This is a genomic window from Halopiger aswanensis, assembly GCF_003610195.1.
Classification (GTDB): domain Archaea; phylum Halobacteriota; class Halobacteria; order Halobacteriales; family Natrialbaceae; genus Halopiger; species Halopiger aswanensis.
Map to the genome: position 1 here is coordinate 109530 of NZ_RAPO01000004.1, position 23779 is coordinate 133308.

The 23779-nt window shown below is 62.2% G+C and carries 24 protein-coding genes and 1 pseudogene; 12 read left to right on the forward strand and 13 right to left on the reverse strand.

The features are described 5' to 3' along the window. Positions 1–66: 66 nt before the first annotated feature. The gene (locus ATJ93_RS23265; protein ID WP_147376663.1) at positions 67–861 is read left to right on the forward strand and encodes a hypothetical protein; all 795 of its coding nucleotides are present in this window, start codon (positions 67–69) and stop codon (positions 859–861) included. A gap of 821 nt (positions 862–1682) precedes the next feature. On the opposite strand, the gene ATJ93_RS18360 is transcribed toward ATJ93_RS23265, so the two are convergent. The 5 genes from ATJ93_RS18360 to ATJ93_RS18375 form a co-directional block, all read right to left on the reverse strand. Further along, positions 1683–2201: a hypothetical protein gene (locus ATJ93_RS18360; protein WP_120246124.1), complete on the reverse strand. Its 519-nt coding sequence runs from the start codon at positions 2199–2201 to the stop codon at positions 1683–1685. Then, positions 2202–3890, reverse strand: a complete 1689-nt coding sequence (locus ATJ93_RS18365; protein ID WP_120246125.1) for a sodium/proline symporter — start codon at positions 3888–3890, stop codon at positions 2202–2204. Continuing rightward, positions 3880–4026: a hypothetical protein gene (locus ATJ93_RS23790; protein WP_170155607.1), complete on the reverse strand. Its 147-nt coding sequence runs from the start codon at positions 4024–4026 to the stop codon at positions 3880–3882. Before ATJ93_RS23790 ends, ATJ93_RS18365 begins: the two co-directional genes overlap by 11 nt. A gap of 176 nt (positions 4027–4202) precedes the next feature. Beyond that, entirely contained in the window at positions 4203–5042 is an 840-nt protein-coding gene (locus tag ATJ93_RS18370) for a proline dehydrogenase family protein (protein ID WP_120246126.1), read from the reverse strand. Positions 5043–5129: 87 nt separating this feature from the next. Then, a complete protein-coding gene (locus tag ATJ93_RS18375) occupies positions 5130–5873 on the reverse strand; it encodes a helix-turn-helix domain-containing protein (protein ID WP_120246127.1) in 744 nt (247 codons plus the stop codon). A gap of 162 nt (positions 5874–6035) precedes the next feature. Here ATJ93_RS18375 and ATJ93_RS18380 point away from each other — a divergent pair, with 162 nt between their 5' ends. Beyond that, positions 6036–7571, forward strand: a complete 1536-nt coding sequence (locus tag ATJ93_RS18380) for an aldehyde dehydrogenase family protein (RefSeq protein WP_120246128.1) — start codon at positions 6036–6038, stop codon at positions 7569–7571. 521 nt (positions 7572–8092) lie between these two features. Then, positions 8093–8866, forward strand: a complete 774-nt coding sequence (locus ATJ93_RS18385; RefSeq protein ID WP_120246129.1) for an IclR family transcriptional regulator — start codon at positions 8093–8095, stop codon at positions 8864–8866. A gap of 278 nt (positions 8867–9144) precedes the next feature. Here ATJ93_RS18385 and ATJ93_RS18390 read toward each other — a convergent pair whose 3' ends face one another. The 4 genes from ATJ93_RS18390 to ATJ93_RS18405 form a co-directional block, all read right to left on the reverse strand. Then, positions 9145–9918, reverse strand: coding sequence for an IclR family transcriptional regulator (locus tag ATJ93_RS18390; RefSeq protein WP_120246492.1), 774 nt, complete (start codon positions 9916–9918; stop codon positions 9145–9147). 63 nt (positions 9919–9981) lie between these two features. Then, positions 9982–10383, reverse strand: a complete 402-nt coding sequence (locus ATJ93_RS18395; RefSeq protein ID WP_120246130.1) for a universal stress protein — start codon at positions 10381–10383, stop codon at positions 9982–9984. 85 nt (positions 10384–10468) lie between these two features. Further along, positions 10469–11350, reverse strand: a complete 882-nt coding sequence (locus ATJ93_RS18400) for a universal stress protein (protein WP_120246131.1) — start codon at positions 11348–11350, stop codon at positions 10469–10471. Between the two features lie 147 nt (positions 11351–11497). Then, positions 11498–11959 carry a DUF2267 domain-containing protein gene (locus ATJ93_RS18405; protein ID WP_120246132.1) on the reverse strand — a complete coding sequence of 154 codons (462 nt, stop codon included), beginning with the start codon at positions 11957–11959 and terminating at the stop codon, positions 11498–11500. Between the two features lie 326 nt (positions 11960–12285). Between ATJ93_RS18405 and ATJ93_RS18410 the strand changes: the two genes are divergently transcribed. Together ATJ93_RS18410 and ATJ93_RS18415 are read left to right on the forward strand one after the other, a co-directional pair. Next, positions 12286–12489 carry a dodecin family protein gene (locus tag ATJ93_RS18410; RefSeq protein ID WP_120246133.1) on the forward strand — a complete coding sequence of 68 codons (204 nt, stop codon included), beginning with the start codon at positions 12286–12288 and terminating at the stop codon, positions 12487–12489. A 219-nt stretch (positions 12490–12708) separates the two neighbouring features. After that, the gene (locus ATJ93_RS18415; RefSeq protein WP_120246134.1) at positions 12709–13149 is read left to right on the forward strand and encodes a universal stress protein; all 441 of its coding nucleotides are present in this window, start codon (positions 12709–12711) and stop codon (positions 13147–13149) included. A 15-nt stretch (positions 13150–13164) separates the two neighbouring features. Here ATJ93_RS18415 and ATJ93_RS18420 read toward each other — a convergent pair whose 3' ends face one another. Then, on the reverse strand, positions 13165–13809 hold the full coding sequence (locus ATJ93_RS18420) for an SOUL family heme-binding protein (protein WP_120246135.1): 645 nt from the start codon (positions 13807–13809) through the stop codon (positions 13165–13167). A gap of 165 nt (positions 13810–13974) precedes the next feature. Between ATJ93_RS18420 and ATJ93_RS18425 the strand changes: the two genes are divergently transcribed. Together ATJ93_RS18425 and ATJ93_RS18430 are read left to right on the forward strand one after the other, a co-directional pair. Beyond that, positions 13975–14913 (forward strand): ABC transporter ATP-binding protein, encoded by a 939-nt coding sequence (locus tag ATJ93_RS18425; RefSeq protein ID WP_120246493.1) that lies wholly within the window; start codon positions 13975–13977, stop codon positions 14911–14913. A gap of 125 nt (positions 14914–15038) precedes the next feature. Further along, positions 15039–15488: a universal stress protein gene (locus ATJ93_RS18430; protein ID WP_120246136.1), complete on the forward strand. Its 450-nt coding sequence runs from the start codon at positions 15039–15041 to the stop codon at positions 15486–15488. A gap of 87 nt (positions 15489–15575) precedes the next feature. On the opposite strand, the gene ATJ93_RS18435 is transcribed toward ATJ93_RS18430, so the two are convergent. Both ATJ93_RS18435 and ATJ93_RS18440 read right to left on the reverse strand, forming a co-directional pair. Next, positions 15576–16052: a pyridoxamine 5'-phosphate oxidase family protein gene (locus ATJ93_RS18435; protein WP_120246137.1), complete on the reverse strand. Its 477-nt coding sequence runs from the start codon at positions 16050–16052 to the stop codon at positions 15576–15578. Positions 16053–16169: 117 nt separating this feature from the next. After that, positions 16170–17108 carry a CBS domain-containing protein gene (locus ATJ93_RS18440; RefSeq protein ID WP_120246494.1) on the reverse strand — a complete coding sequence of 313 codons (939 nt, stop codon included), beginning with the start codon at positions 17106–17108 and terminating at the stop codon, positions 16170–16172. A 590-nt stretch (positions 17109–17698) separates the two neighbouring features. Here ATJ93_RS18440 and ATJ93_RS18445 point away from each other — a divergent pair. The 5 genes and pseudogenes from ATJ93_RS18445 (at position 17699) to ATJ93_RS18465 (ending at position 22849) form a co-directional block, all read left to right on the forward strand. Next, positions 17699–20272, forward strand: a complete 2574-nt coding sequence (locus ATJ93_RS18445) for a calcium-translocating P-type ATPase, PMCA-type (RefSeq protein WP_120246495.1) — start codon at positions 17699–17701, stop codon at positions 20270–20272. A 47-nt stretch (positions 20273–20319) separates the two neighbouring features. Continuing rightward, a pseudogene (locus ATJ93_RS18450) lies at positions 20320–20619 on the forward strand (amphi-Trp domain-containing protein); the annotation flags it as partial. Positions 20620–20718: 99 nt separating this feature from the next. Continuing rightward, complete coding sequence (locus ATJ93_RS18455; protein ID WP_120246496.1) at positions 20719–21012, forward strand: DUF211 domain-containing protein; 294 nt, start codon at positions 20719–20721, stop codon at positions 21010–21012. A gap of 14 nt (positions 21013–21026) precedes the next feature. Then, positions 21027–21620: a VIT1/CCC1 transporter family protein gene (locus ATJ93_RS18460; protein WP_120246138.1), complete on the forward strand. Its 594-nt coding sequence runs from the start codon at positions 21027–21029 to the stop codon at positions 21618–21620. Positions 21621–21973: 353 nt separating this feature from the next. After that, entirely contained in the window at positions 21974–22849 is an 876-nt protein-coding gene (locus ATJ93_RS18465) for a universal stress protein (RefSeq protein WP_120246139.1), read from the forward strand. Between the two features lie 341 nt (positions 22850–23190). On the opposite strand, the gene ATJ93_RS18470 is transcribed toward ATJ93_RS18465, so the two are convergent. After that, positions 23191–23610 (reverse strand): universal stress protein, encoded by a 420-nt coding sequence (locus tag ATJ93_RS18470; protein ID WP_120246140.1) that lies wholly within the window; start codon positions 23608–23610, stop codon positions 23191–23193. Positions 23611–23779 lie beyond the last annotated feature (169 nt).

The following is a 23779-nucleotide window of genomic DNA, read 5'->3' on the forward strand; positions in this document are numbered from 1 at the left end:
CGAGCGCCGACGATACACTTATTACAATATTCTTACTCTTTCAAGTATGAACATCGCTGAAACATCGTGTCCGGTTCGAGCGAAACGATGGTCTTGAAATTAATTCTATCTGCGATATTCATCCTCGTCGGACTCGTAGGTCTGACCGGCGTGGCACTCTCGCTACGCTCGGTGCAAACGATGGTCTCAACCGGCGTCAATCCCCTAGATGCCCTTGGATCCGGCCGCGTTGCAGCGGTCGGCGAGATCGAGGCCGCCGAGTCAACGGTGCGTGCGCCACTCTCAGGGGAGGTGTGTGCTGGATACATCCTCACCAGAGAGGTGAAACACCGTACGGGCGGAACCGGACTCGGGTTGCTCGTTCCGCGATGGCACCGCAAGGACGGCCACTACGACCTCCCGCCGCTGTATCTCGCCGACGACACCGGGTGCGTCCGGCTCGAGTTCGACACGGACGTTGCGTCGTGGCGGAGATCCGTCCCCGATGAACTGTACAGTGATCTCCGACTCGGTATCGACGACCGGGTCGCGTTCGACGAGACCAGCCCGCCGCCCGAGGCGGTCCACGATGTTCTAGGCGACGTTCCAGACGTTTCGAGTGCAGGGGCGGTGTTCGGCATTGGGTCGAATCCACACCGCTACACCGAGTGGCGACTCGAACCCGGAGACAGACTCTACGTCCTCGGCCGCTCGGAAGATAGTGCCTCGGAGGCGACGATTCGGTTGCGAATCGACGACGACATGTTGGTAGACGTGGACGCGACCAGTCGTGTTCGGTGGCTCGGCTTAGTCGGCATTAGGTTTCTGGCTGCGTCGGCATTCGCAGGATTTGGGTTCGGTACCGCACTCGTTCTCTTATAATCTGTTAGACCTCAATCACGATACCATTCGAGGAGTCCAGTAGTATAAGTTCTTTACAATTCCATTCGTTGATCTGTTCGGCAACTGGATAGACTAAGAAGACTACGGCTAAGACCCATACGTAGAGGATCTGCAAGGCCTGTTTTCCTCCTGTGCAGTGGCTTGAACGCCAGTTCATCCAAACGTGTCTTAGAGCGAATTTCCCACCACGGTCCTGTTTCGTTGTCTAACTGGACTCTAACTGATTTGTATCCTATACACGAACAGCCCCACTCCGGAAGTGTCGCAGGTCGATGTTGGTAGTGTTTCATCAATAACAACAAGGGTGGTATTGTAGTGGTAATGCAAGAAATGGCGACTTCCGGTATACTCTTGACGTCGCAGTTTTGGATGACGAAGAACCAAACCAACTGCTACATTCTTATAGAAAGAAATCAAAATCCACGATCTCTCCGACCTGTGTTTCCCGTTGAGAGTTACGGATACCTGACTGACCATATTCGCTTAGGATGGAACAGTTAACCCACCTACGTTGATCGAAATCATATCGAAAAGTGGTTTCAAACCCTCAAATTGTGATCCCACTTCTTCCACATCTCGTGGATGGGTAGTCGGACCAGCGCCGGTATTGTATTGCATAGATCGAACATTATTGTAGCACGCCCCGATTAAATCGGTCAGAAAGATAATGGATACTAGCGGAGGGGCTACACTAGACGGTGAAACCACACATTAGCGGTGGTTGGTCCACCTACTCGAGCACAGATGCTCCCTCCAAGAGAGCGAGAACCGGCACCGCCAACCGGTCACAGGGGACCGGCTCAGTCCTCGAGCGGCGATTCGGTACCCCGGACGCTGTCGACGATGACGTCGCCGTCGGGCCGCGACGCGATCCAGAACAGTTTGTAGGCGTCGACCGACTGCTCGAAGCGAATGTCCGGCGTAGAACTGACGGCGACTTTCCGGAGCGTCCAGTTGAAGACGGCGTCCTCGGCCTTTGCCCGCGTCTGCTCGTCGGAGAGTTCCGACGGGATGACGAGAACGTCCTCAACCGTTTGCTCCGTCGTCTCCGGGAACGTATCCGCCCGAACGGCGAGTCGACGAGACCGATCGACGGTGACGACGTACTCGAGCTCGCGGTCCGACAGCAGCGGCCGGTCGATGGTCGCAACGGCGTCGTAGACGCGGTAGGGATACGCGACGACGCCGACGCGGCCGTCCGAGTCGACGTCGTCTCGTGCGACCGTCGGTGCGATGACGGAGAGTTCCGTGCGCTCGCGGCGGTCGCCCCGAGCAGGCGCGGATGCGGACGCAGCGTCGGTCCGACGAGCGTTACTCATCTATTCGTCACCCTCTTCCCAGTAGTCGCTGGCGGCGACGTGGGCGCGAATGTTGTCGGTCTCCGTCACGGCCTTCGGGTCGACGTCGCGACCGCCGTCGGTGACGTAATCGGGGGTGCCCGTCGGACTCTCGCTGCTCGAGAGCGCCGAGAGGGGCTTGTCGAAGACGTCGAAGTGCTCGTCGACGCCCTCCGGCGGGCGCGTGAGCAGCGAGACGACGATCAGCGTCGTCACCGAGAGGATAAAGGCCGGGAAGAGCCCGTAGACGCCGACGAGTCCCGAGAGGAACGCCGAACTCTCGACCGCTCCGGAGAGACCGAGCGCCTCGAGGAGCGACGACAACTGGGTCCACAGGATCATCGTCGTCGTGCCGACGATCATGCTCGCAACCGAGCCTTTGGCGGTGACGCCTTTCCACCACAGCGCCGCGATCAGCGTCGGGCCGATGGCGGCTCCGAGACCGCCCCAGGCGTAGTCGAGGACGAGCGTGTAGATCGGGGTGTCCTTCGCGAGGTAAGCGAAGGCGATACTCGCCGCGCCGAGGCCGAGCGTGACGATCTGCGAGTACCGGACGAGTTTCTCCTGACTCGCGTTCGGATTCACGTACCCGTGGTAGACGTCCTCGACGATGGCGCTGGTCGCGACCAGTAGCTGCGAGTCGGCGCTGGACATCATCGCGGCCAGCGCCGCCGCGAGGATGATGCCCGCGATGGCGCCGGGGAAGAACTCGAGGGTGAGCATCGGCATGACGTTGTTCGGGTCGTCGATCCCGCCCTGGCCGAAGGCGACCAGTGCGTACAGCCCGACGAAGCCGGCGCCGAGGTACGCGACGAACATGAACAGCTGAGCGACCATCGCCGCGAGGCGGATGTTCTTCACCCTGTCAATCCCCATGAACCGCACCATCACGTGCGGATTGCCGGGGATTCCGAGTCCGATGGCGGCGTAGCTGATGATGCCGAAGATCGCCGCCCAGCCGGTCATGCCGGCCGTGACGCTCGTGTAGGAACTCCCGACGGACGCGAGGTCGTCGAACGGGAGGCCGTAGTTCGTAAACGCGATGATCGGCAGGACGATGAACGCGCCGAGGATGATCGCACCCTGGAAGTAGTCGGACCAGGCGACGGCGAAGTAGCCGCCGAGGATAGTGTAGCCGACGACGATGAGGCCGCCCACGAGGATGCCCACGAGCGGCTCGACGCCGGTGAGCACTTCCAGCAGCGTCCCGGCTGCGACGATCTGTGCGCCGACGTAACCGCCCTCGAAGATCATGAGGACGAACGCGGAGACGCCCTTGACGAGGCCGGTATCGTCCTGGAGCCGCGTTTCGAAGAACGTCGGTAGCGTGACCGCCTTTACGATCTCCGTGTACTTTCGCAGTCGCTTCGCGAGTCCTGCCCACGCGAACAGGTCGGCGGGGATCATGCCGAGCCCGTTGTAGAAGGCCATTACGCCCGTTCCGAACGCGTCACTGGGGACGCCGAGCGTCAGCCAACCGCTCATCTCGGAGGCGCGTTCGGAAAAGCCCGTCACCACGGGACCGACGCTTCGTCCGCCGATGACGTAGTCGTCGACGGTGTCCATGAGCCGGGAGGAGTACAGCCCGATCCCGAGCAGTACGAGGAGATACGCTGCGAACGTTCCGAGGACCCAGATTCCGGCGGAGCCGGCGATTCCCTCACTGGCCATGGTTCGTCTCCTCGTACTCTTGGCGGAGTCGTTTCTCTCGCTTTCCTTCCCACACGTAGTAGACGCCGAGCATCACCAGATACACGGCGAACGGTCCGAATAACCAGACCTGGCCGACCATGTTACTCGCAGACATCGTCGTTGTGTGGTTACTACCCACACATAAGGGTACCGAATCTACCCGTTCTTTAATGGGGTAACGCGTCGAAAACATGCCCCGCTGAGACTACAGCTGTCGCTCGCTCCGGACTGCAAACCAGTACTGCTCCGGTTGTCGTGGACGATTCGAAGCCCGACGTTCGCCCTCGCGGTTTATACGCCCACGACGGCACGCAGCGCGAACAGGGCGTTCTCCTTGCGCTCGCGGACCCGCCGGTAGAAGTACTGCATCCACTTGTCGCCGTAGGGAACGTACTGGTTGACCTCGTAGCCCTCGGCCGCGAGCCTGCGCTGGGCGTCCTCGCGCACGCCCATGAGCATCTGGATCTCGAACGGCGTTCCGTACTCCTCGTGGAGGTCCCTGGCGGTCTCGAGCATCGCCGGATCGTGGCTGCCGACCGCGACGCCCTGATCGAACTCCCGGAACAGGAACTCGAGGTGCTCCTCGTAGGCCTCGTTGACCTCGGCTTTCGTCTGGTAGGCGACCGACGGGGGTTCGTCGTAGGCGCCTTTCACGAGGCGGACTGCTGCGGGGATGTCGGCAAGACGGCGCAGGTCGTCGCCCGTCCGCTTGAGATTCGCCTGAATGGCGACACCGACGCCATGGGGGTACTTCTCCGCGGCCGATTCGACGGCTTCGAGCGTCGTGTCGGTCGTCGTGTGGTCTTCCATGTCGCACCAGACGAACACGTCCTCCTCGGCGGCGGTCTCGACGATCCGATCGAAGTTTTCCGCGAAGACGTCCGGTCCGACGTCGATCCCGATCTGGGAGGGCTTGACCGAGACGCTTCCCTCGAGGCCGCGAGCGGCCATTCGGGAAACCAACCGGCAGTACGTTTCGGCGTCCTCGTCGGCGGGTTCGCGCTCGTGATAGTGTTCGCCCAGCAGGTTCACGATACCGCCGAGGCCATCGGCGTTGCAGTCGGCGACGTGATCGAGCGCGCCGGACGCGGTCGTTCCGGCGACGAATCGGCTGGCGATCGGGGGAATCATATCGAACAACTGGGAGGGATCCCTCCTAAATCGATACCCGACCAAAAGATTCGCTCCCGGTTCTACTGAATAGAAGTCGGCGAGCGATCACGCGGCGTCGGGATTGAGGAGTTTCGCCTCCGCCTTTCGGAGGTGCTCGAGCAGCGTCGTCTTCGAGACGCCGAGTTCGTCGGCGAGTTCGCGCGTGCTGATCTCGCGGGGCCAGGCGTAGTAATTTCGTTCGCAGGCGAGTTCGAACGCATCTCGTTGCCGCGGCGTGAGACGATCGAGCCGATCGACCGGCCCCGAATCCGTCGATCCCCCGCCCCCGTCGGCAGAGCCGATCTTGCTGACCGTAATTTCGGCGTCGGTCTCGGCGCGGATCGTCTCGAGGCGGTCCCGGACCTGCGAGCGATCGTCGGCGACGAAGACCGGCCAGTGTTCGACGCCGCCTTCGACGCGAACCGACGCGTCGTGAATGAAGCCGTGGGAGACGAGCGTATCGCTGATGCTGTGTTCGGGTTCGTACTCGACGAACAACTCGCGCGTCGCGTTGCCCGGGTTCGGCGCCGTGCTGGTCGGCCGCCCGCCGAGTTCGACCGCCGAGTGCGTCAGGGGAGACTCGTCGGCGAAGGCGACGAACTCGTCGAGTTGGGCCGTCGTGTCGGCGTACACGGTGAAGTGTCCCTTGACGGTCTCGTCGACGGTTCGGTGGACGGTGTGGATGAGCAGGCCGGCGTCGACGGCTTCCGTCGCCTGAATGCCCCAACAGTCCGGATGCCAGATCTCGAGGGTCAGCCGCGTCCCGTCGGTCGTCCCCGCCGCTGTCGTCGTCGAACTCGTGCTACTCATGTGTTAGTCCGTATCGTGCCTTTCGCCGTCACCGCTATAAACATATTGACTCCGGGTACCAAACGTCGTCCGTTCGTTTTCGTCCTCAGCTATCGAACGTCGGACCCGGACCCGACCATGGGAGGGCCTGCTTATTCGGCGGTGATCCGTCATCGATACCGTATGAGTCAGCAGACCACAGCCCAGCCCGACCGACACTACATCGACGGCGAGTGGACGGAGGGCGCAGGCGACGAGACGTTCGAGAGCGAGAACCCCGCGACCGGCGAGACGCTTCGAACCTTCCACCGGGGGACCGAAGCCGACGTCGACGCGGCGCTCGAGGCCGCGGAGGAAGCCCAGAAGGAGTGGCGCGCACTCTCGCACATCGACCGCGCGGAGTACCTCTGGGATATCTACCACGAACTGCGCGAGCGCACGAACGAGCTCGGCGAGATCGTCACCAAGGAGTGCGGCAAGGAGATTTCGGAGGGGAAGGCCGACGTCGTCGAGGCCGCCCACATGGTCGAGTGGGCCGCCGGCAACGCCCGTCACCCCCACGGCGACGTCGTTCCCTCCGAGATCGCGAGCAAGGACGCGTACATGCGCCGCAAGCCCCGCGGCGTCATCGGCTGCATCACGCCGTGGAACTTCCCGGTCGCGATCCCCTTCTGGCACATGGCCGTCTCGCTGGTCGAGGGCAACACCGTCGTCTGGAAGCCCGCCGAGCAGACGCCGTGGTGCGCACAGATCGTCGCCGAGATGTTCGAGGACGCCGGCATTCCTGACGGCGTCTTCAACATGGTCCAGGGCTTCGGCGACGCCGGCGAGGCCATCGTCGAGGACGAGCGCGTCGACACCGTCCTGTTTACCGGGTCGGCCGAGGTCGGCCAGCAGGTCGCCCGCTCCGTCGCCGAGCAGCCCGGCAAGCTCGCCGCCTGCGAGATGGGTGGCAAGAACGCGGTCGTCATCACCGACGAGGCCGACCTCGACACGGCCGTTCACTCCGCCGTAATGTCGAGCTTCAAGACGACCGGCCAGCGCTGCGTCTCGAGCGAGCGCCTGATCGTCCACGAGGATCTCTACGACGAGTTCAAGGAGCGCTTCGTCGATGTCGCCGAAAACATCGCCGTCGGCGATCCGCTCGAGGAAGACACCTTCATGGGCCCGCTCGTCGAGGGCGAGCACAAGGAGAAGGTCCTCGAGTACAACGAACTCGCGCGCAACGAGGACGTCGACGTCCTCGTCGACCGCGACGAACTGGCCGACGACGAAATTCCCGAGGGCCACGAGGACGGCCACTGGGTCGGCCCGTTCGTCTACGAGGCCGATCACGAGGCCGACCTCCGCTGTACGCAGGAGGAGGTCTTCGGCCCCCACGTCGCGCTCATGGAGTACTCCGGTGACATCGAGGACGCCGTCGAGATCCACAACGACACCGAGTACGGGCTGGCGGGTGCGATCATCTCCGAAAACTACCGCGAGATCAACTACTACCGCGACAACGCCGAGGTCGGCCTCGCCTACGGCAACCTGCCGTGTATCGGCGCGGAGGTCCACCTGCCCTTCGGCGGCGTCGGCAAGTCGGGCAACGGCTACCCGAGCGGCCGCGAAGTGATCGAAGCCGTCACCGAACGCACCGCCTGGACGCTGAACAACTCGAAGGAGATCGAGATGGCCCAGGGCCTCTCTGCGGACGTCACGACGAAGGACGACTAACCGCGATCGAACTGGTCGGTTTCCGCGGTACTGCTCTTCGGGGTTCTCCCGTTCGTTTTCCGTTCGATGGACTTCTATCGGAGCTAGCGATCTCGAGACCGTTGTCTCAAGCGTCCGTTCTGGGTGTCCCGTCTCCCGTTCCCGTCCACCTAAATTGGTGAACAACGGTGATGACGACCCGTTCGGGATACGTGAATAGACGAAACAGTCTCCCGAGCCGATTCAGTTGGAATCCTCGCTATCGAGGGAGACTGTGACCCGGACGATAATTCGTGATTTTCCGTTCACGCATTTCGAACGAACGCTCCCCGGGATAACCACGGCGAATAGAGAAGCGTATCCGAATGGGTGTTATCTACTCACACACTTCCATCCCCGAGCGCGATATCGCGGTGAACGGTAACCGAAGTGACCGTCCGTAATTTCACGGCGATTTTATCACAGCCGAAATCTACGTTCGTCCACCTATCTTATTCACACATTCCGAACGCTTATGGACCCGGCGCTCGACCGATCGATCAATGACTGACAGTCGGCCGCGTCCGGTCAAGACGACGAAAACGTCGTTCGCGATCGTCCGCGCGATTCGCGAGACCGACGGTGCGACGTTGAGCGAGTTGGCCGATCGCCTCGGTCTGGCCAAGAGCACCGTCCACAACCATCTGCACACGCTGGTCGACGAGGGCTTTCTCGTTCGCGAGGGCGATACGTACCACGTCGGCCTCGAGTTCCTCCCGTTCGGCGAACACGCACGTCACCGGAACCCGCTGTACGCGTCGGCACGGCGACGCGTCTATTCACTCGCCGAGCAGACGGGCAACGAGGCCGACTTCATCGTCGAGGAAAACGGCCGCGCCTACTCGCTCGAGTACGCGATCAGCGAGTCGACACGCGGCGTTTCGGACTCGAGTCCGTTCCGAGCCGGCAACCAGTTCCACATGCACAATTGTGCCTCAGGAAAGGCGATGTTGGCCGCCATGCCCGAAGATCGAGTTCGATCGATCCTCGATCGCTGGGGGCTACCGGCGACGACCGAGCAAACCATCACGGATGAATCGACGCTGTTTGCGGAACTCGAGACGATTCGGCGCCGCGGCTACGCTGTTAATGACGAAGAACTGATCGAGGGGTATCGGTCGATCGGAGCGGCGGTTACGGGCCCAGAGGGCGATGTCCTCGGTGCCTTCACCGTTGGTGGGCCGACGTACCGGATGGCCGTCGACGACGAATCGACTGCGGCGATCGGGCGGCTGTTATTGGACGAAGTCGACGCGCTGAAAGACGACGTGTTCTAATCACATATTACATTCGTATGCTTGTAATGTCCGCTAGATTGTGGTTTCATCGAGCGACGGTTGAAGAGATTACTACATCAAATAAGAGTAGTTCCGATCGAAAACGTGAACAAAGAGTGGTAAATATTCTTACCGTCTCTCCCGTGGCAATTAGAGTATGTACCACCGTCCAACTTGACAGTACGTTGCTAGGACACAGCAGCGGTCACACTGCCGGATAATCCGTTGAGCGATAAATACGGAAGGGAAGTCCATCACGGCGACATTGTGACGAGCGGTCATTCGTGTGCCAACCTGACTTCGATTACGTTTTTCGACTGCATAAGATCGGTGACTAGTTCGGATTCGATACGACCTTGGTCGAACCTATTTTTCGGCCCTGAGACAGAAATTGAGCCGATCACATTATCGTTATTCGAGATCGGCACTGCAACCGACCGAATCCCGTTCCACCGTTCCTCATCTTCGATGGCATACCCGTTTTCATTGATCGTCGCTAACTCGTCGAACAGTTCGGACTCGTCAGTGATCGTCTGCTGAGTTCTGGCCGGGAGCCCGTGTTGATCAATTATCTCCTCGACTCGGTCTCGTGGCAAGTGACCGAGTATTGCCTTTCCGAGCGCGGTCCAATGCATATACGTGTACTCGCCGGCGGGAGGATTATCGTACACTGCCTCGGAACTCTCTGATTTATACAACAAGACTCGTTTTCCCCGTTCCGGAACACCGAGCGCGGAAACCTCGTTCGTTTCGTCAGCTAGTTTATCGACCTCTGAGAGCGCCGCTTGATAGATGTCCGTCTGCTCTCGAGTCTTCGTTCCCAATCGAAGGAAGCGGTGGCTAAGCGAATATTTCGACGCCGCTTTTTTCACATAGCCCAACTCGCTGAGTGTTTTCAAATAGATATGAGCCGTGCTCGTTGACAGGTCGAGGTCTGCGGCCACCTCCGAGACGGTGGTCTCCCCTTCCTGATACAGATACTCGAGGACCTCAAATCCCCGCTCGAGCGATTGAATTCGCCGGTCGGACTTTCCGCGATCGGGAGCGGTCATACGGGCCATATCGGCCGACTCCCTTATATCTCATTGGCAACCGCGTCAAATATACCAGTGGTGTCATTCGATTATTAGCACTGGGACCGACGCGTTATCGGAAACCAGTTTCGAGACGCTTCCGTATACCAGATGGTCTAATTCCCGATGGCGACCGATGACGATGAGGTCGATATCGTGTTCCTCGGCGTACTGGAGAATCGCGCGGTGACGGAGCCCATGGGTCACCTCACAAACGACCTGTTCGACGCCAGCGTCCGTCGCGCGATCGCGGACGTATTCGACGGCCTGCTGGCCGATGTCCTCGAGGTCGGCGAATTCGATTCCGGGCGCGATCGCGGCCGAATTAACGACATAGAGCGTGTGAAGCGTCGCACTGTTTTCACGGGCGAGAGCGATGGCTTCGTCGATCGCCTGCTCGGTACTCTCGCGTCCGTCAGTCGGAACGAGAATGTGATCGTACATACGTCGACGTTCGACGACTCGGTCTATAAGTCTCGGTCCCCAGTCTCGATCGTCGTTCGAAAGCGGGTAGCCGAATCGGCCGTCGTCACGATGACCGCGTCACGGCTAGAATCGGGATATCGACCGTCCGTAAGAGGGCGGAGGTAACGCTCCCGAGGACCCGCCGGCCGAGGTTCGACCGACCGCGCGCACCCATAACGATGAGATCGATATCGTTCTCGTCAACGTACTCGCGAACGCCAGCAGCGACGCCGCCGAACGACGTCGTCCGAACGACGGCGGTCGTCACGGTCGGAGGTGTATCGTCGATCGTCGTCGCGACGTCGTCGACGATCGCTTCGCCGTTTGCTTCGAGTCGGTCGACGAATTCGCGATCGAGGCCACCCGCATTGAATGCGCCGCCCGCAGCCTGGATATCGACGACGTTCAGCACGTGGACCGTCGAGTCGTACCGCTGTCCGACCGCGGCGCCGTGTCGTGCGGCGTCGGCTGCGATCTCGCTGCCGTCCGTCGGAACGAGTACGTCGGAGTACTCCACTTCCTCGTCCGGTGCAGCCTTCGGAACGACGAAGACGGGTACGTTACTCCGGCGAAGCAACCGCTCCGTCACGCCGCCGAGAAGTCGCTTTCCGACGCCTGTGAGCCCCTGCCGTCCGATCACGATCAACGACGCATTCCGGGTCGTCGCGTAGTCGGCGATTTGTACCGACGGTTTTCCCTCCGTCAGCTCCGTCGTTACCGGATGACCGATAGTCGACGCGATCTCCTCGATGCGTTCGAGGACGGTCGTCCCGCGTTCTCGGAGCCGTTCCTTCTGCGCGGCCGTCGCCAACTGTATTGCCCGCCGCTCGACGACGTGGAGGACGTCCACGGCCGCATCAAAAACGCGAGCGAACTCGAGTCCGCGTTTCGCCGCTTGCTCGGCCTCGTCGCTTCCGTCGACGGCGATCAGGATCCGATCGTACATGGTATGCGTCGCCGTTCCACGCGCACGCTCTTCGTTCATTCCCCAGCGGTTGCGGCTCGTTGGCCGACCCAGTGCAGCTTTTGATCCGTTCGATGCACTCGAGGGACGAACTGAGCGGCGGTCCCCGAACGGCGGAGGGAGCGTCGATCACTCAGTATCTGGTTGCGGTCCACCGCCCGTCTGCGCCTCTTCCGCGTCTCCCCAGCCGCCGGCATCCACGACTTCGAACAGCTTCTCCCAGTTTTCGTCTCGACGATCTTCCGGAAGTTGGTCTCGGAGCTGTTGAAAATCCGACGACGGGACCTGCGTCCGGACGAAGTCGACGATGACGCGAGCGTGGTATGCCGCCGTCGACGGCTCACACCCTTCGATTTCGCTCACTCGCGAGACGAACTCCCGCCAGTCGAACCGCTGGCCGTGTTCTCCGACGGCACCGGTCAGGTACCAGCGGATCTCCATCGGCAGCGCCGCCGCGAGGTCCTCGGCCGCCCCGGCCGGAATCCGCTCTCCGAGCGTCATGAGGGTCGCGCGGATCGCCCGGACGGTCTCACCCGTTCCGGGGAGCTCGAGACGGTGTTGTACTTCGCCGGTGAACTCGTCGAAATTCATGGCTCGAGACTCTTTCCCCGTTCACCGATATATATCCCTCCCCTGATTACTGGTGTCAGCCGTCGAACGGAGTCGCCTGGGCCGTTCCCTCGTCCGCGTTGGCGCTTCCGTGAATCGTCTGAGTCGAGGAGGTCGAGAGCGGTGCCCTCACGTCATAGCGGACGAGTGAACCCCTTCCCGACGACCCCGAGGCATTCGGCTGCTCCGCGTGGAGATCCGGTGACTGGATCGAACTCACGGGTTCGAAGACGCTGATTTATACTGTGTAGAATGTCACGGTCGGTACGAGTGGGGATTATATCGGGGATGGTAGTACGACGATTGCGATGACGGCAGTAAAAGTAATCCGCGTTATGGGAACGTCGGACGAATCGTGGGAGGCGGCCGCTCACGAAGCGTTCCGCGAGGCGAGTCAGACGGTCGACGATATCTCCGGTATCCGCGTCGAAAACTGGACCGCAGACGTCGAAGACGGAGATATCGTGGAGTACAAGGCGACGACCGAAATCGCGTTTCCGGTCGAGCACTGATCGGTCGGTGGCGACCCGGTTCGACAGTGCGTCACGAAAACCGGTGTGATCGTTGCCCAACCATTCCCGCCGCGAATCGAGCGCTCGAGCGAACCTCGACCGGCTCGTTTCGGTAGGTCCTCAACGGGAGGGTAGAGCCACGGTTCGTAAATTCGCGATAGCCAACGACCGGGCAGTCGGCTGGGAGGGGTTCTTGTACGTTCGCGACGTTGTTCTCGCATGGCACCGCACGTACTCGTCCCGCTCGACGGGTCGCCGCAATCGTGGGCAGCGTTCGATTACGCGGCTTCGAATTACGACGCCGGGAGGATCACGGTGTTACACGTCGTCAATCCCATGGAAGGCGTGTACGGCGATTACGGGGGCGGCGGATACTACGACGCGCAGGCGCACGAACGGGCCGTCGAACGCGGCGAAGAACTCGGCGAGGAGGCGCGCTACAGAGCCGACGACGCCGGCATCCTCGCGACGGTCGACCTCGAAACCGCAGTCGAAACGGGAGCGACCGCGCGGACGATCCTCGATTACGCCGCGGAGAACGACGTTGACCACATCGTGATGGGGAGTCACGGCCGTTCCGGCGCTGCACGAATTTTACTCGGCAGCGTCGCCGAAACCGTGACCCGTCGAGCGCCGGTTCCGGTGACCATCGTCCGGTGAGGAGCCACGGCTCGATTATCGGTCCGCCGTTCGGAGCCGTTCGGGGACTTCCTCGAGACGGACTTCGACTTCGTTCGTTCGCATGAACGGCGGCGTCCACGGATCGTTGTACTGCAATAGCGTCGGCTCGCCACGGGCCTCGAGGCCCCGCCGGGAGAGTTGTTCGCGCAGTCGCGTCCGTTCTCGCTCGACTCGCCTCTCGGTCGCGTACCAGAAGAATCGGCGCACTGCGACCGTCCGCGGCGGTTCGACGACGAGGCGCACGTCGGGATCGGTCGGCATCGGGGCGGTTTCCGGCGTGTACGTACGCGGAAGGTAGAACGCCATCGTCACGTCGTCACTCTCGGCTGCCGTCCGTACCGGGGCCGTCATCGGAACCGTTGTCCCGCGGACGGCGACCGGTGCGGTCATCGCGATGTCGTCGCGGCTCGCGTTCGCGCCAGAGATGTAACGAAAGAGGCGCCCGAACGCCGTCCTCGCGTTCGGCGCCGTCGTCTCCGCGAGGACGGTTCGGGGATAGCGGCGGATCTCGACGCCGTCGAAGCGCTCGAGCGTTTCCGAGGGAACGCGCTCGGTCGTTCGATTGACGTACACTCCCCAACCGATCCACGCTCCCAACAGGGTGACGGCACCGAGCAGTAGGTTTCGGGCGGATCGCATAGCCATCGTACATCTCGCAGCCCCATAGATGCGTAGGTGAGCGCAGTCCGAGCGATCCGGAAATCCTGTGTCGGCAATTGCAGCAGCCCCGTCGTTACGCCGACCCGTGGCTGCGACGGGTCTCCGGCTGAAGTGTATAAGTTCCGCGCCGTCGTCAGTGAGTCCGTGAGCAGCGCCGAATCGCAGGCGATCGAACTCGAGTCCCTGACGAAGTATTACGGCGACGTTCGGGGGATCGAAGACCTCACGTTCACCGTCCGTCGAGGCGAGATATTCGGCTTTCTCGGACCGAACGGCGCGGGCAAGTCGACGGCGATCCGCGTGCTCCTCGGCCTGTTACGGCCCACCGACGGCGCGGCGTCGCTGCTCGGCCGAGACGTAACGGACCGAACGGCACTGTGCGAGGCGAAGCGACACGTCGGTTACCTTCCCAGCGACGCCACGTTCTACAACCGCGTGACGGGCTCGGCGGTACTCGATTACTTCGCTCGACTGCGCGGCGACGACCGTCGCGCGGAACTCCTCGAGCGATTTCCCGTTCCCCTCGACCGGAACGTGAAGGCGTACTCGAGCGGCAACAGGCAAAAACTCGCTATCGTCGCGGCGTTCATGCACGAACCCGAGCTCGTGATCATGGACGAACCGACGTCCGGCCTGGACCCGCTCGTCCAGAACGAGTTCTACGAACTACTCGAGGAACGACGGGACGCCGGCCGAACGAGTTTCTTCTCCTCGCACGTCCTGAGCGAAGTGCGACGGGTCTGCGATCGCGTCGGCATCATCAAGAACGGCCGGTTGATCGAACTCGATACCGTCGAGAATATTCTCGCCGAAGGCGGCACCGTCGTCACCGTGCGGTTGGCCGAGGATCCGCCCCCGGACGCGCTCGAGTTCCCCGGTGTCGCGCGCGTCGAACGGCACGATAGCGACGACGGCGAGTATCAACTGGTTCTCGCGCGGGAGTTCGACGCGTTGATCGACCGTCTGGGCAACTATACCGTCCTCGAACTGGAAGTTCGCGAGGCGTCGATCGAGGACGTGTTCATCCACTTTTACGGCGACGAACCTGGGTCGGAACCGAGGGAGGGACGGACGACACCGTAACGAACGCGTCTGTCCCGCTACTCTGGCGACGACCGAGACGGTACCGAATCGAATGCGGGTGCCACGGATGTCAAAATACCGAATGATGGAGTCCTTTTTCTCCCTTCGCGTCGGAGGTCGCAGGGATGCCCGATCGAATTCTCGTTCCCGTGGACGGGTCCCCGCTGTCGAAGCGTGCACTCGAGGTGGCGTGCGACGAGTACGGCACGGCCGAGATCACGGCGCTGCACGTGATCGATCCGACCGAACCGGGCTACAGTATCTTCGGCGTCGAGTACGATCCCTCGACGGCCCCGCGACACGGATCCGAAGCGTGGTATGAACGAGCGACGGAACTCGCCGACGAACTGTTCGAAGAGTTGGACGCGCTGGCGGACGAGCACGGCGTTTCGATTCGAACAGAGACGGTCGTCGGTCGACCCGACCGCGAGATTATTTCGTACGCGACGGACGAGGACGTCGATCAGATCATCGTCGGGAGCCACGGCCGGGGCGAAGAATCGCGGCTCCTTCTCGGTAGTGTCACCGAAGCAGTCGCGTTCCGTGCGCCGGTTCGAGTGTCGTTGATCCGCTGAGGCGAAGGCGGGTTCGAACGCCGTACTCGCCGCCCTGACGAATTCGCCGCCGGAAACGCGTCCCGCTCTCGCCGTCGACTGCCGGATTCATTCGCGGGTCGATTCGAGACGCGGTGGAAGCCCCTGATGTTTGATTCCTGTCTGTTCGTCGATACGGAATTCGTAGATGGTGACGTCGCCGGATAGAGCGCCGGACTGGAGGACCGATGGCCGCCAGATGTCGTTTAAAAGCTCTTCGAGGCCATCCCATTCCGTTTCCGGCACGGGATCGAGGCGCCCCGTCAAGAGAACGCTTTCCCAGTTATACATCGTATCGACCTTGTACACGAGGAATCTCGCGGTATCGGTCGCCTCGCTTAACTCCGCTTTCTGGCTGCGTGAGCCGACGAGGTACGTGAAATAGAGCCGTTCTTCCCCGTCGTACCCGTAGGAGAGGGGAAGAAGATACGGAACGTCTTCCGCGAGGAGACCGAGCACGCCCGTTCGTTGGCTCGAGAGGAAGCCGCTGATTTCTTCGTCGTCCATCGGTAGCAGTCCATACTCGCGTAGTTCGTCGACGGTCATGCGAGACTTCTCTCGACGGCGGCAAAGAAAAGTCACCCACCCTCTGTTAGCGCTGCCTATAATTCTCGTCTCGGTTTCGGTCGACGACTGAATTACGGCAAATGTTCGACCCGAACGTTAGCTGTCCGATCGCGACGGAATCGATTCGAATTCGACAGTAGCCGTCTCGGGCGGTTCGTCGACGAGCACGGCAGCTTGTCCCTCGAGTACGCGGTCGCCGTCCGCGCCGATCACGTCCGTAGTGAGTTGGAATTTGTTTCGGCCGTACTCTTCGATAACCTCACAGACGGCGGTTACTCGGTCGCCGATGTCGACCGGTGAGAGAAAGGAGAGGTCCGCCGAGACGTAAATCGTCACCCCGGGAAGTCGGGCCAGCGCCGCGCTGATCAGCCCGCTGACGAGCGTTCCGTGGACGATTCGTCGACCGAACCGCGTGTCACGCGCGTACGATTCGTCGAGGTGCAGTCGGTTCGTATCTCCGCTGGCGGTCGCAAACGCTCGGACGTCCGCTTCCGTGATCGTCTTCGTGAATTCGACGCGGTCGCCGACGCTGACGCGTTCGTCGGAGAGACCGACGCTTTCGACCTCCCACTCGGGCGATTCGTAGGCCGTATCGCGGCGAACGCGATACCGGAACTGGGCCGGGGGAGAATAGTCGAATTCGTGCCGCTGGAAGATTTGTGGGACGTACCGGACGACGTCGTCCGTGCTGACGAGTCCGACCAGTTCGTCGCCGTCTTCGACGACGAGTCGAGCGATATCGTTTTCGAACATTCTCTCGACCGCATCCCCGATCGGCGCGTCCGCAGTAATCGTCACGACCTCGGTGGTCATGAACTCGTGGAGGGGACGGTCTTTCGGTGTCGTTGCCTCGCCGAGAAATCGAACGAAGTCCTCGTTTGTCACGAGTCCGGCGAGCTCACCGTTCTCGACGACGACGAGCGATCCGATTCCTTCTTCGTGACACGTCGTTGCCGCCTCGGCCGCTGTCGCGTCGGGACGGATCGTCCGTACGGGGCTACTCATGACGTCGGTAACTCGAATTGGAAACGCCATGTGCGCCGCATCCACGCGCGAGGGAAAGAAACCGACCCTGCAGGGGGTACTGACCGATCGCTCGCTGTCGATCAGGTCGTTGACGGGGTGTCGAACTTCGGCCATAGCGGACGTCGGCCCGGAGCGGCACCTCGGATATAACGGGTCTGTCTCTCGAGTAGTAGCCCGATGACTGCCGTGCTCGAGTTACTCATCCGAGTGTGCGCCCTGCTCGCGATCGTCGCCGAGCAGACGGTGTCGGCGTCGGGTATCGAGGTCGTCGCAGCCCTCGCGAGTGACCTCCTCGTTACTGACCTAGGCGGATTCCTCCTGGGGTGTGGTCTCGGATACACCGCCACACGATTCGCCCGGCGACTCCCCACCGAGAGTTCCTTCGGGCAGTCGTCTTCGGTGTCACGGTCATCGGTGCGCTAGTCCAGGGAACATTGCTCCCGTCCGACCTTCGGGCCACCGGTATTGACATCGGCGGCGAGGAATCCGATCGGCGTCCCGACGGCGAACCGTCGTCGCACTCTTGCCGGACTCGTGCTCGTCGTTCGGTGATCGGTGCCGCACGTATCTCTATGTGGATTCGGCGTGAACTGCGAGTCGTGTCCGAGCAGCCACACGAACTGCCGGCCGACCGCGTCGTCGAGCGCCTCGAGTCCCGCCGCGATGGACTGACAGTCGACGAGGCCCGGCGACGGCTCGCGGACCGCGGCGAGAACGAGATCGTCAGCGGCGGCGGTCGGTCGCCGGTCGATATCTTCGTCGCGCAGTTCAATAGCGTCCTGATCTGGGTCCTGCTCGCCGCAGCGGCCCTTTCGATCTGGGTGGGCCACGCCGTCGACGCGGTCCTCATCGCGATTATCGTCGTAGCGAACGGCATTTTCGGCTTCGTCCAAGACTACCGGGCCGAACGGAGCCTCGAGTCGCTGCGCGAACTGGCTGCGCCGACGGCCGCGGTTCGACGAGCGGGTGAGAAACGTGAGATAAGCGCAACGGGGCTGGTTCCCGGCGACGTTATCGTCCTGCGCGGCGGTGACGTCGTCCCCGCGGACGCTCGACTCCTCGAGGCGACCGATCTCGAGGTCGACGAAGCGGCACTGACCGGGGAGAGCGTCCCGGTTGCGAAGTCGTCCGACCCGGTCGCGGCGGAGACGCCGCTGGCGGAACGCAAGGGCATGGTCTACAAGGGGACCAGCGTCACTCGCGGCAAGGGCGTTGCCGTCGTCACGGAAACGGGCATGGAAACCGAAGTCGGCGAAATCGCTCGCGAACTCGCCGCGACCGAGGAGACGCGAACGCCCCTACAGGACGAACTCGACGAACTGGGGCGAAACCTTGGGCTCGGCGTCCTCGTGCTTTCGGCGTTCGTCGCACCGTTGTTGCTCCTCCGCGGGACGGACGCCGTCCAGGCAGCCCTGACTGCGGTGTCGCTGGCCGTCGCCGCGGTCCCCGAAGGACTACCGGCCGTGGTCACGCTCACGCTCGCGCTCGGCGTCCGGCAAATGTCCGAGGAGAACGCGCTCGTCCGGCGGCTTCCGGCCGTCGAGGCACTCGGCGCCGTTGACGTCATCTGCACCGACAAGACGGGCACGCTCACGAGGGGTGAGATGACCGTCAGCCGGCTCTGGGTCAACGACGCCGTCGTCGACCTCGAGTCGGACGAGTCCGAGCCGACGGCGGTCAGCAGCCGCGAGGAACGCCTCCTCGAGATCGCTGCGCTGTGTAACGACGCGACGCTCGATGACGGTGGCGATCCGACCGAGCAGGCGCTGCTCGCGGCCGCTGATCGGATCGGGATCGACGTCGCCGAACGTCGATCCGAGAACCCGCGGACCGGCGAGGTGCCGTTCTCCTCGGAGCGGAAGTGGATGGGAACCGTCCACGGCGACGTCGGCTACGTCAAAGGTGCTCCCGAGGTCGTCGTCGAGAACTGCGATCGGATCCTGACCGCCGACGGACCGAAACCGCTGACCGACGAGCGTTGCGAGCGCGTCGAAACGACGGTCCGAGCGTTCGGCGACGACGCGCTTCGCGTCCTCGCGATGGCGTTCCGCGAAGAACCCGCTGGCCCCGACGATCTCGCCGACGGATTGACATTCGTGGGACTGACCGGACTGATCGATCCGCCCCGCGCGGAGGTCGCCGACGCTATCGCAGAGACGAACCGTGCAGGAATCGACGTGAAGATGGTGACCGGCGACAACGTCCGGACCGCGCGGGCCATCGCCGAATCGCTCGGGATCGGCACGACAGTCCTCGAGGGTCGCGAGGTCGAACGGATGGACGACGAGACGCTTCGCGAACGGGTCGCAGCCGTCGACGTCTTCGCGAGAACCTCGCCGGAACACAAGGTTCGAATCCTGCAGGCGATGCAGGGTCGAGGGAATGACGTGGCGATGACTGGGGATGGCGTCAACGACGCGCCGGCGCTGAAAAACGCCGACGTCGGCGTCGCGATGGGAATTCGAGGAACCGACGTCGCCAGGCAGGCATCGGACATCGTCCTGTTAGACGACAACTACGCGACGATCGAGCGCGCCGTCGAGCGCGGACGGGGGATCTTCGACAACGTTTGGAAGTTCGTCGCATACCTCCTCACCGCAAACGTCGCCGAGGTGGCGATCGTCTTCCTCGCCTCACTGTACGGCTACCTCATCCTGCCGGCCGTCCAGTTGCTGTGGATCAATCTGCTGACCGACGGATTGCCGGCGCTCGCGCTGGGCGTCGACCCCGTGAGCGGCGACGTGATGGAACGGCCGCCGCGCGATCCCGACCGGGGGATCATCGGTCGTCCCATGCTCGGGTTGATCGGCGGTATCGGTGCTGTAACCACCGTGGTCTTGCTCGCACTCATGTACTATACGCTCGAGGGAGCGGCCGCCGTCACGCCGTACGCGATGACGATGGTGTTTACGGCCTTCGTTTTCCTCGAGTTCGCGGGGCTGTACGTCATTCGGTGGCTACGCGAGACGCCGATGCTGTCAAACCCGTGGCTCACGGCCGCCGTCGCGACGTCGGCCCTGCTGCAACTCGCCGTGTTGTATACGCCGCTCAACCGGTACTTCGGGACGGTTCCGCTCAGCCCGACGGACTGGGGAATTATCACCGTCGTCCTCGCGGTGACTCTCCCCGGGTATCTCGCAGTCGCCGTACTCGTCAGACGACTCGAGCGGTGAGCAGCCGGTCACTGTACGGAGAATGGAAATATCCTCGGCGGAGACTCGTGCCCCTCCGCTGTAACTATCCGTTCGTCGTAGCGACGGACATAGGAGATCTCGAAACCGAAGCACAGCGATCGCGGACCGAAATCGCCAGCTACCCCCGAGATCTCGCCGACCAACTCGACGGCGACGGCGACGTGACCCTCGAACTCGGCGGGAGCGAAGTACTGTTGAACCCGTCCGATCCCGTTACCTTCAAACTGGAAGGCGAGTCGGACTGGTCCGAGGGTGACACCGAGGCGAAACAGAGCATCGAATTCGAGTTGGTCTGGTGGCGTGAGGCGCAAACGGCCGAGGAGAGTACCCTGGACGTCAGAGAAGGGGTGAGTAAGACGTCGGCGGCTGAGTTCGGTCGCCGAGCGTCCCCTGAGACTAAGGGCACCGGCCACAAGAATCAGCACATGTCGCCATCGATACGACGGCTCGTCCTCGACGTCATGAAGCCACAGGAACCGGATATTCTCGAACTCGCCACCGTTGTCAGCGACCGCCCGGGTGTCGACGGCGTCAACGTCGCTCTCGTCGAGACCGACCGCGAGGTCCAGAACCTCAAACTCACGATCGAGGGCGACGACATCGACGCGGACGCGCTCGAGGCGGCCATCATCGATCTTGGCGGGACGGTTCATTCGATCGACCAGGTCGTCTGCGGCGAGCGACTCGTCGACCAGATCGACACGCCGCAGGATAACTGACCGAGTGTAGTACCGTGCCTTCGCTTCGCGACCGCCTCGAGGCCCTCCGAACCCTCCTCGAGAACGACGAGGTCAGATCGATTTCCCGGCGGTACTTCATCTCCAACGGCTTCGACGGGACGCTGACGAGCATCGGCGTCGTCGTCGGTGCCTACCTGTCGGGCATCACCGACGGTCTCACCGTGATCACGATCGGTCTCGGCGCCGCCGTCGGACTCGGGACGTCCGGCGTCTGGAGCGTCTGGGAGATCGAGCGCGCCGAGAAACAGGCCGAGTTACTACGGATCGAGCAAGCCATGCTGACCGATCTCGAGGAGACGACGGTCGGGCAACGGCGGGCGGGTGCTCGCAAGATCAACGCCGTCGCAAGCGGGATCGGGCCGCTGATCGGTATTCTCCTGCCGTTGGTTCCGTTTCTCGGGCAGAGCGGCGGGGTCGTCTCGATGCTCGGGGCGACGGTGCTCGCCATCGGCGTCGGCGTCGCCGTCCTCTTTACGTTCGGCGCGTACCTCGGCTCGATCTCGAAACAGAACTGGATCGTCGCCGGGATCAGAATGGGGCTCGCCGGAATCGTCGTCGCGATCCTGAACCTGTTCCTTCCCGGGTGACGACTCGAGGTATGTGCACTCGACTGTCCGGCGTAGATTCTGGCGAAGAGACGGGATAGTCCTCGGGTACTACTCTGACCATCTCATCCGCCATGGCCGCTGCAGCCGCAACTCGACGAACTGGGCTTCTACAGTCGTCCGTCTTGAAATACAGATTAAGAGTGACCGAGACGCCTCGATTTTGGCGTACCCTCGATGTTTATGACCGATCTGGTGTATCGTCTTGGTATGAACCAACTCGAAATCGGAAAGACGAACGCAAGCCGGCGTCTCGCGTTCGCATGGATAGCAGAGACCCGTCCCCATGCAGGAAGGACGGGAGCCGATCAGGAGTAATGTCTCGAGACCGATCCATGTACGATCAAATACTCTTTCCCACGGACGGTAGTCAGGGTGCATCGGTCGTCTTCGACCACGTTCTCGATATCGCCGCCGAACACGGCGCAACGGTTCACGTCCTCAACGTCGCGGATCCGGCGCTCGTTTTCCAGCCGCAGAAAGACCTTCTCGACGCGCTCGAGCAGGAGGGCGAGGCGTTCGTTCGTGATGCCGCTGACCGCGCGCGAAAACGCGGGGTAGAAACGGTCACCGAGGTTCAGAAAGGGGAGCCCTACAGCACGATCGTCGACTATGCAGCGTCGCAGGACGTCGATCTCGTTGTCATGCCGACCCACGGTCGGCGAGGGCTCGAACGGTTCTTGCTCGGTAGCACCACCGAGCGCGTCCTCAGGCGATCTGACGTCCCTGTGCTCACGATTCGACCTGACGACGATGGCACAATCACCTACCCGTACCAGACCGTGTTGGCGCCGACCGACGGGAGCACCTGTGCACAGGAAGCAATAGAGACGGCCGCCGACGTGACGACGGCCACAAGAGCAACGCTTCACCTCCTCACCGTCGTCGATATCGCGAGTCTCGGTATCGATGTCCGTTCCGATATCCAGGTAGCGCAGTTAGAGGAGGCCGCAGACGCAATTCTCGACGACGCAACAGCGGTTGCAGAAACCGCCGGCGTCGAACCAGCGGCTGAAACCGTCGAATACGGGCCATCGATTCACGAGGGGATTCTCTCGTACATCGAGGATCACGACGTCGACCTCGTCGTCGTCGGTACCCACGGCCGGACGGGCTTCGATCGATACGTACTTGGAAGCGTCACCGAATATCTCGTTCGAACGTCGCCGATTCCGGTATTGACGGTTCGGGAACCCTCATCGAACGCATGAGTTGCCTTGCGGTCGCTCGGCAGTCCGTCGGTCGCCCGTGATGATGAGATGCCGACGATGTCCGAACCATTTTCCCTCGCGGCGATCTGCCTGCTCCGTCTGGAGACGGTGACGGGCCGCTATCGCGACAGGGCCAGCAACCGAGGCCCCAGCGAAAGCACGGTGTGATTCCCCGCACTCGAGGTGGAGTCTCGACCGCAACGAGCGAGGCATTCGCCCTATACGGAAGTACAACGAGAGTAGGAGGGGAGGAGAGCGAGGGATCAAACGACGAGGAGCATTCGAGGACGACAGATCGTCCCTGCGCAGTCGTCCCGGACTTTCTGGGAGCGGCCCACCGGTTATCTGACGACCACGACGGGCGTCGGTGATCGTCGGACGACGTTCTCCGCGACGCTTCCGAGCAGGATTCTAGAGACGCCTTCCCGACCGTGGCTTCCGATAACGATCGTGTCGTACGCCTCGTCTTCCGCTTGGCTAACGATCGTCTGCTCTGGCTTGCCTTTGTCGACCTCCGTCTCGAGTTCGCGGTCGTGTTCCTGTGCGATCGCCGTCGCCTCCTCGAGGAGCTCCGCGCCGCGTTCGCGGCCCTGTTTCATATCGATCTCCTCGGCTGCACCGAAGGCTCGCCAGTAGCCTTCGGGGACCGGGACGACGTACAGCGCCGTGACAGACGCGTCGGGAAACGTCTCGAACGCGTACTCGAGCGCTGCTTCTGCCGGATCAGAACCGTCAAACGGCACCAGGATTCGTTCAGTCATATTTGAGTAGTGGCCGAGACCGAGTATAATGGCTGGTGATGGTTCCCACGCGAGCGCGGCCAACGCCGGCACTCAAGTGGCTCGGCATCGAATCAGCTAGGCTCCGTTTCCGGGACTGAAGACGGCGTCTGAATTCGCGCGGGACCGCTTCGAGGTTGCCCTCAAGGAC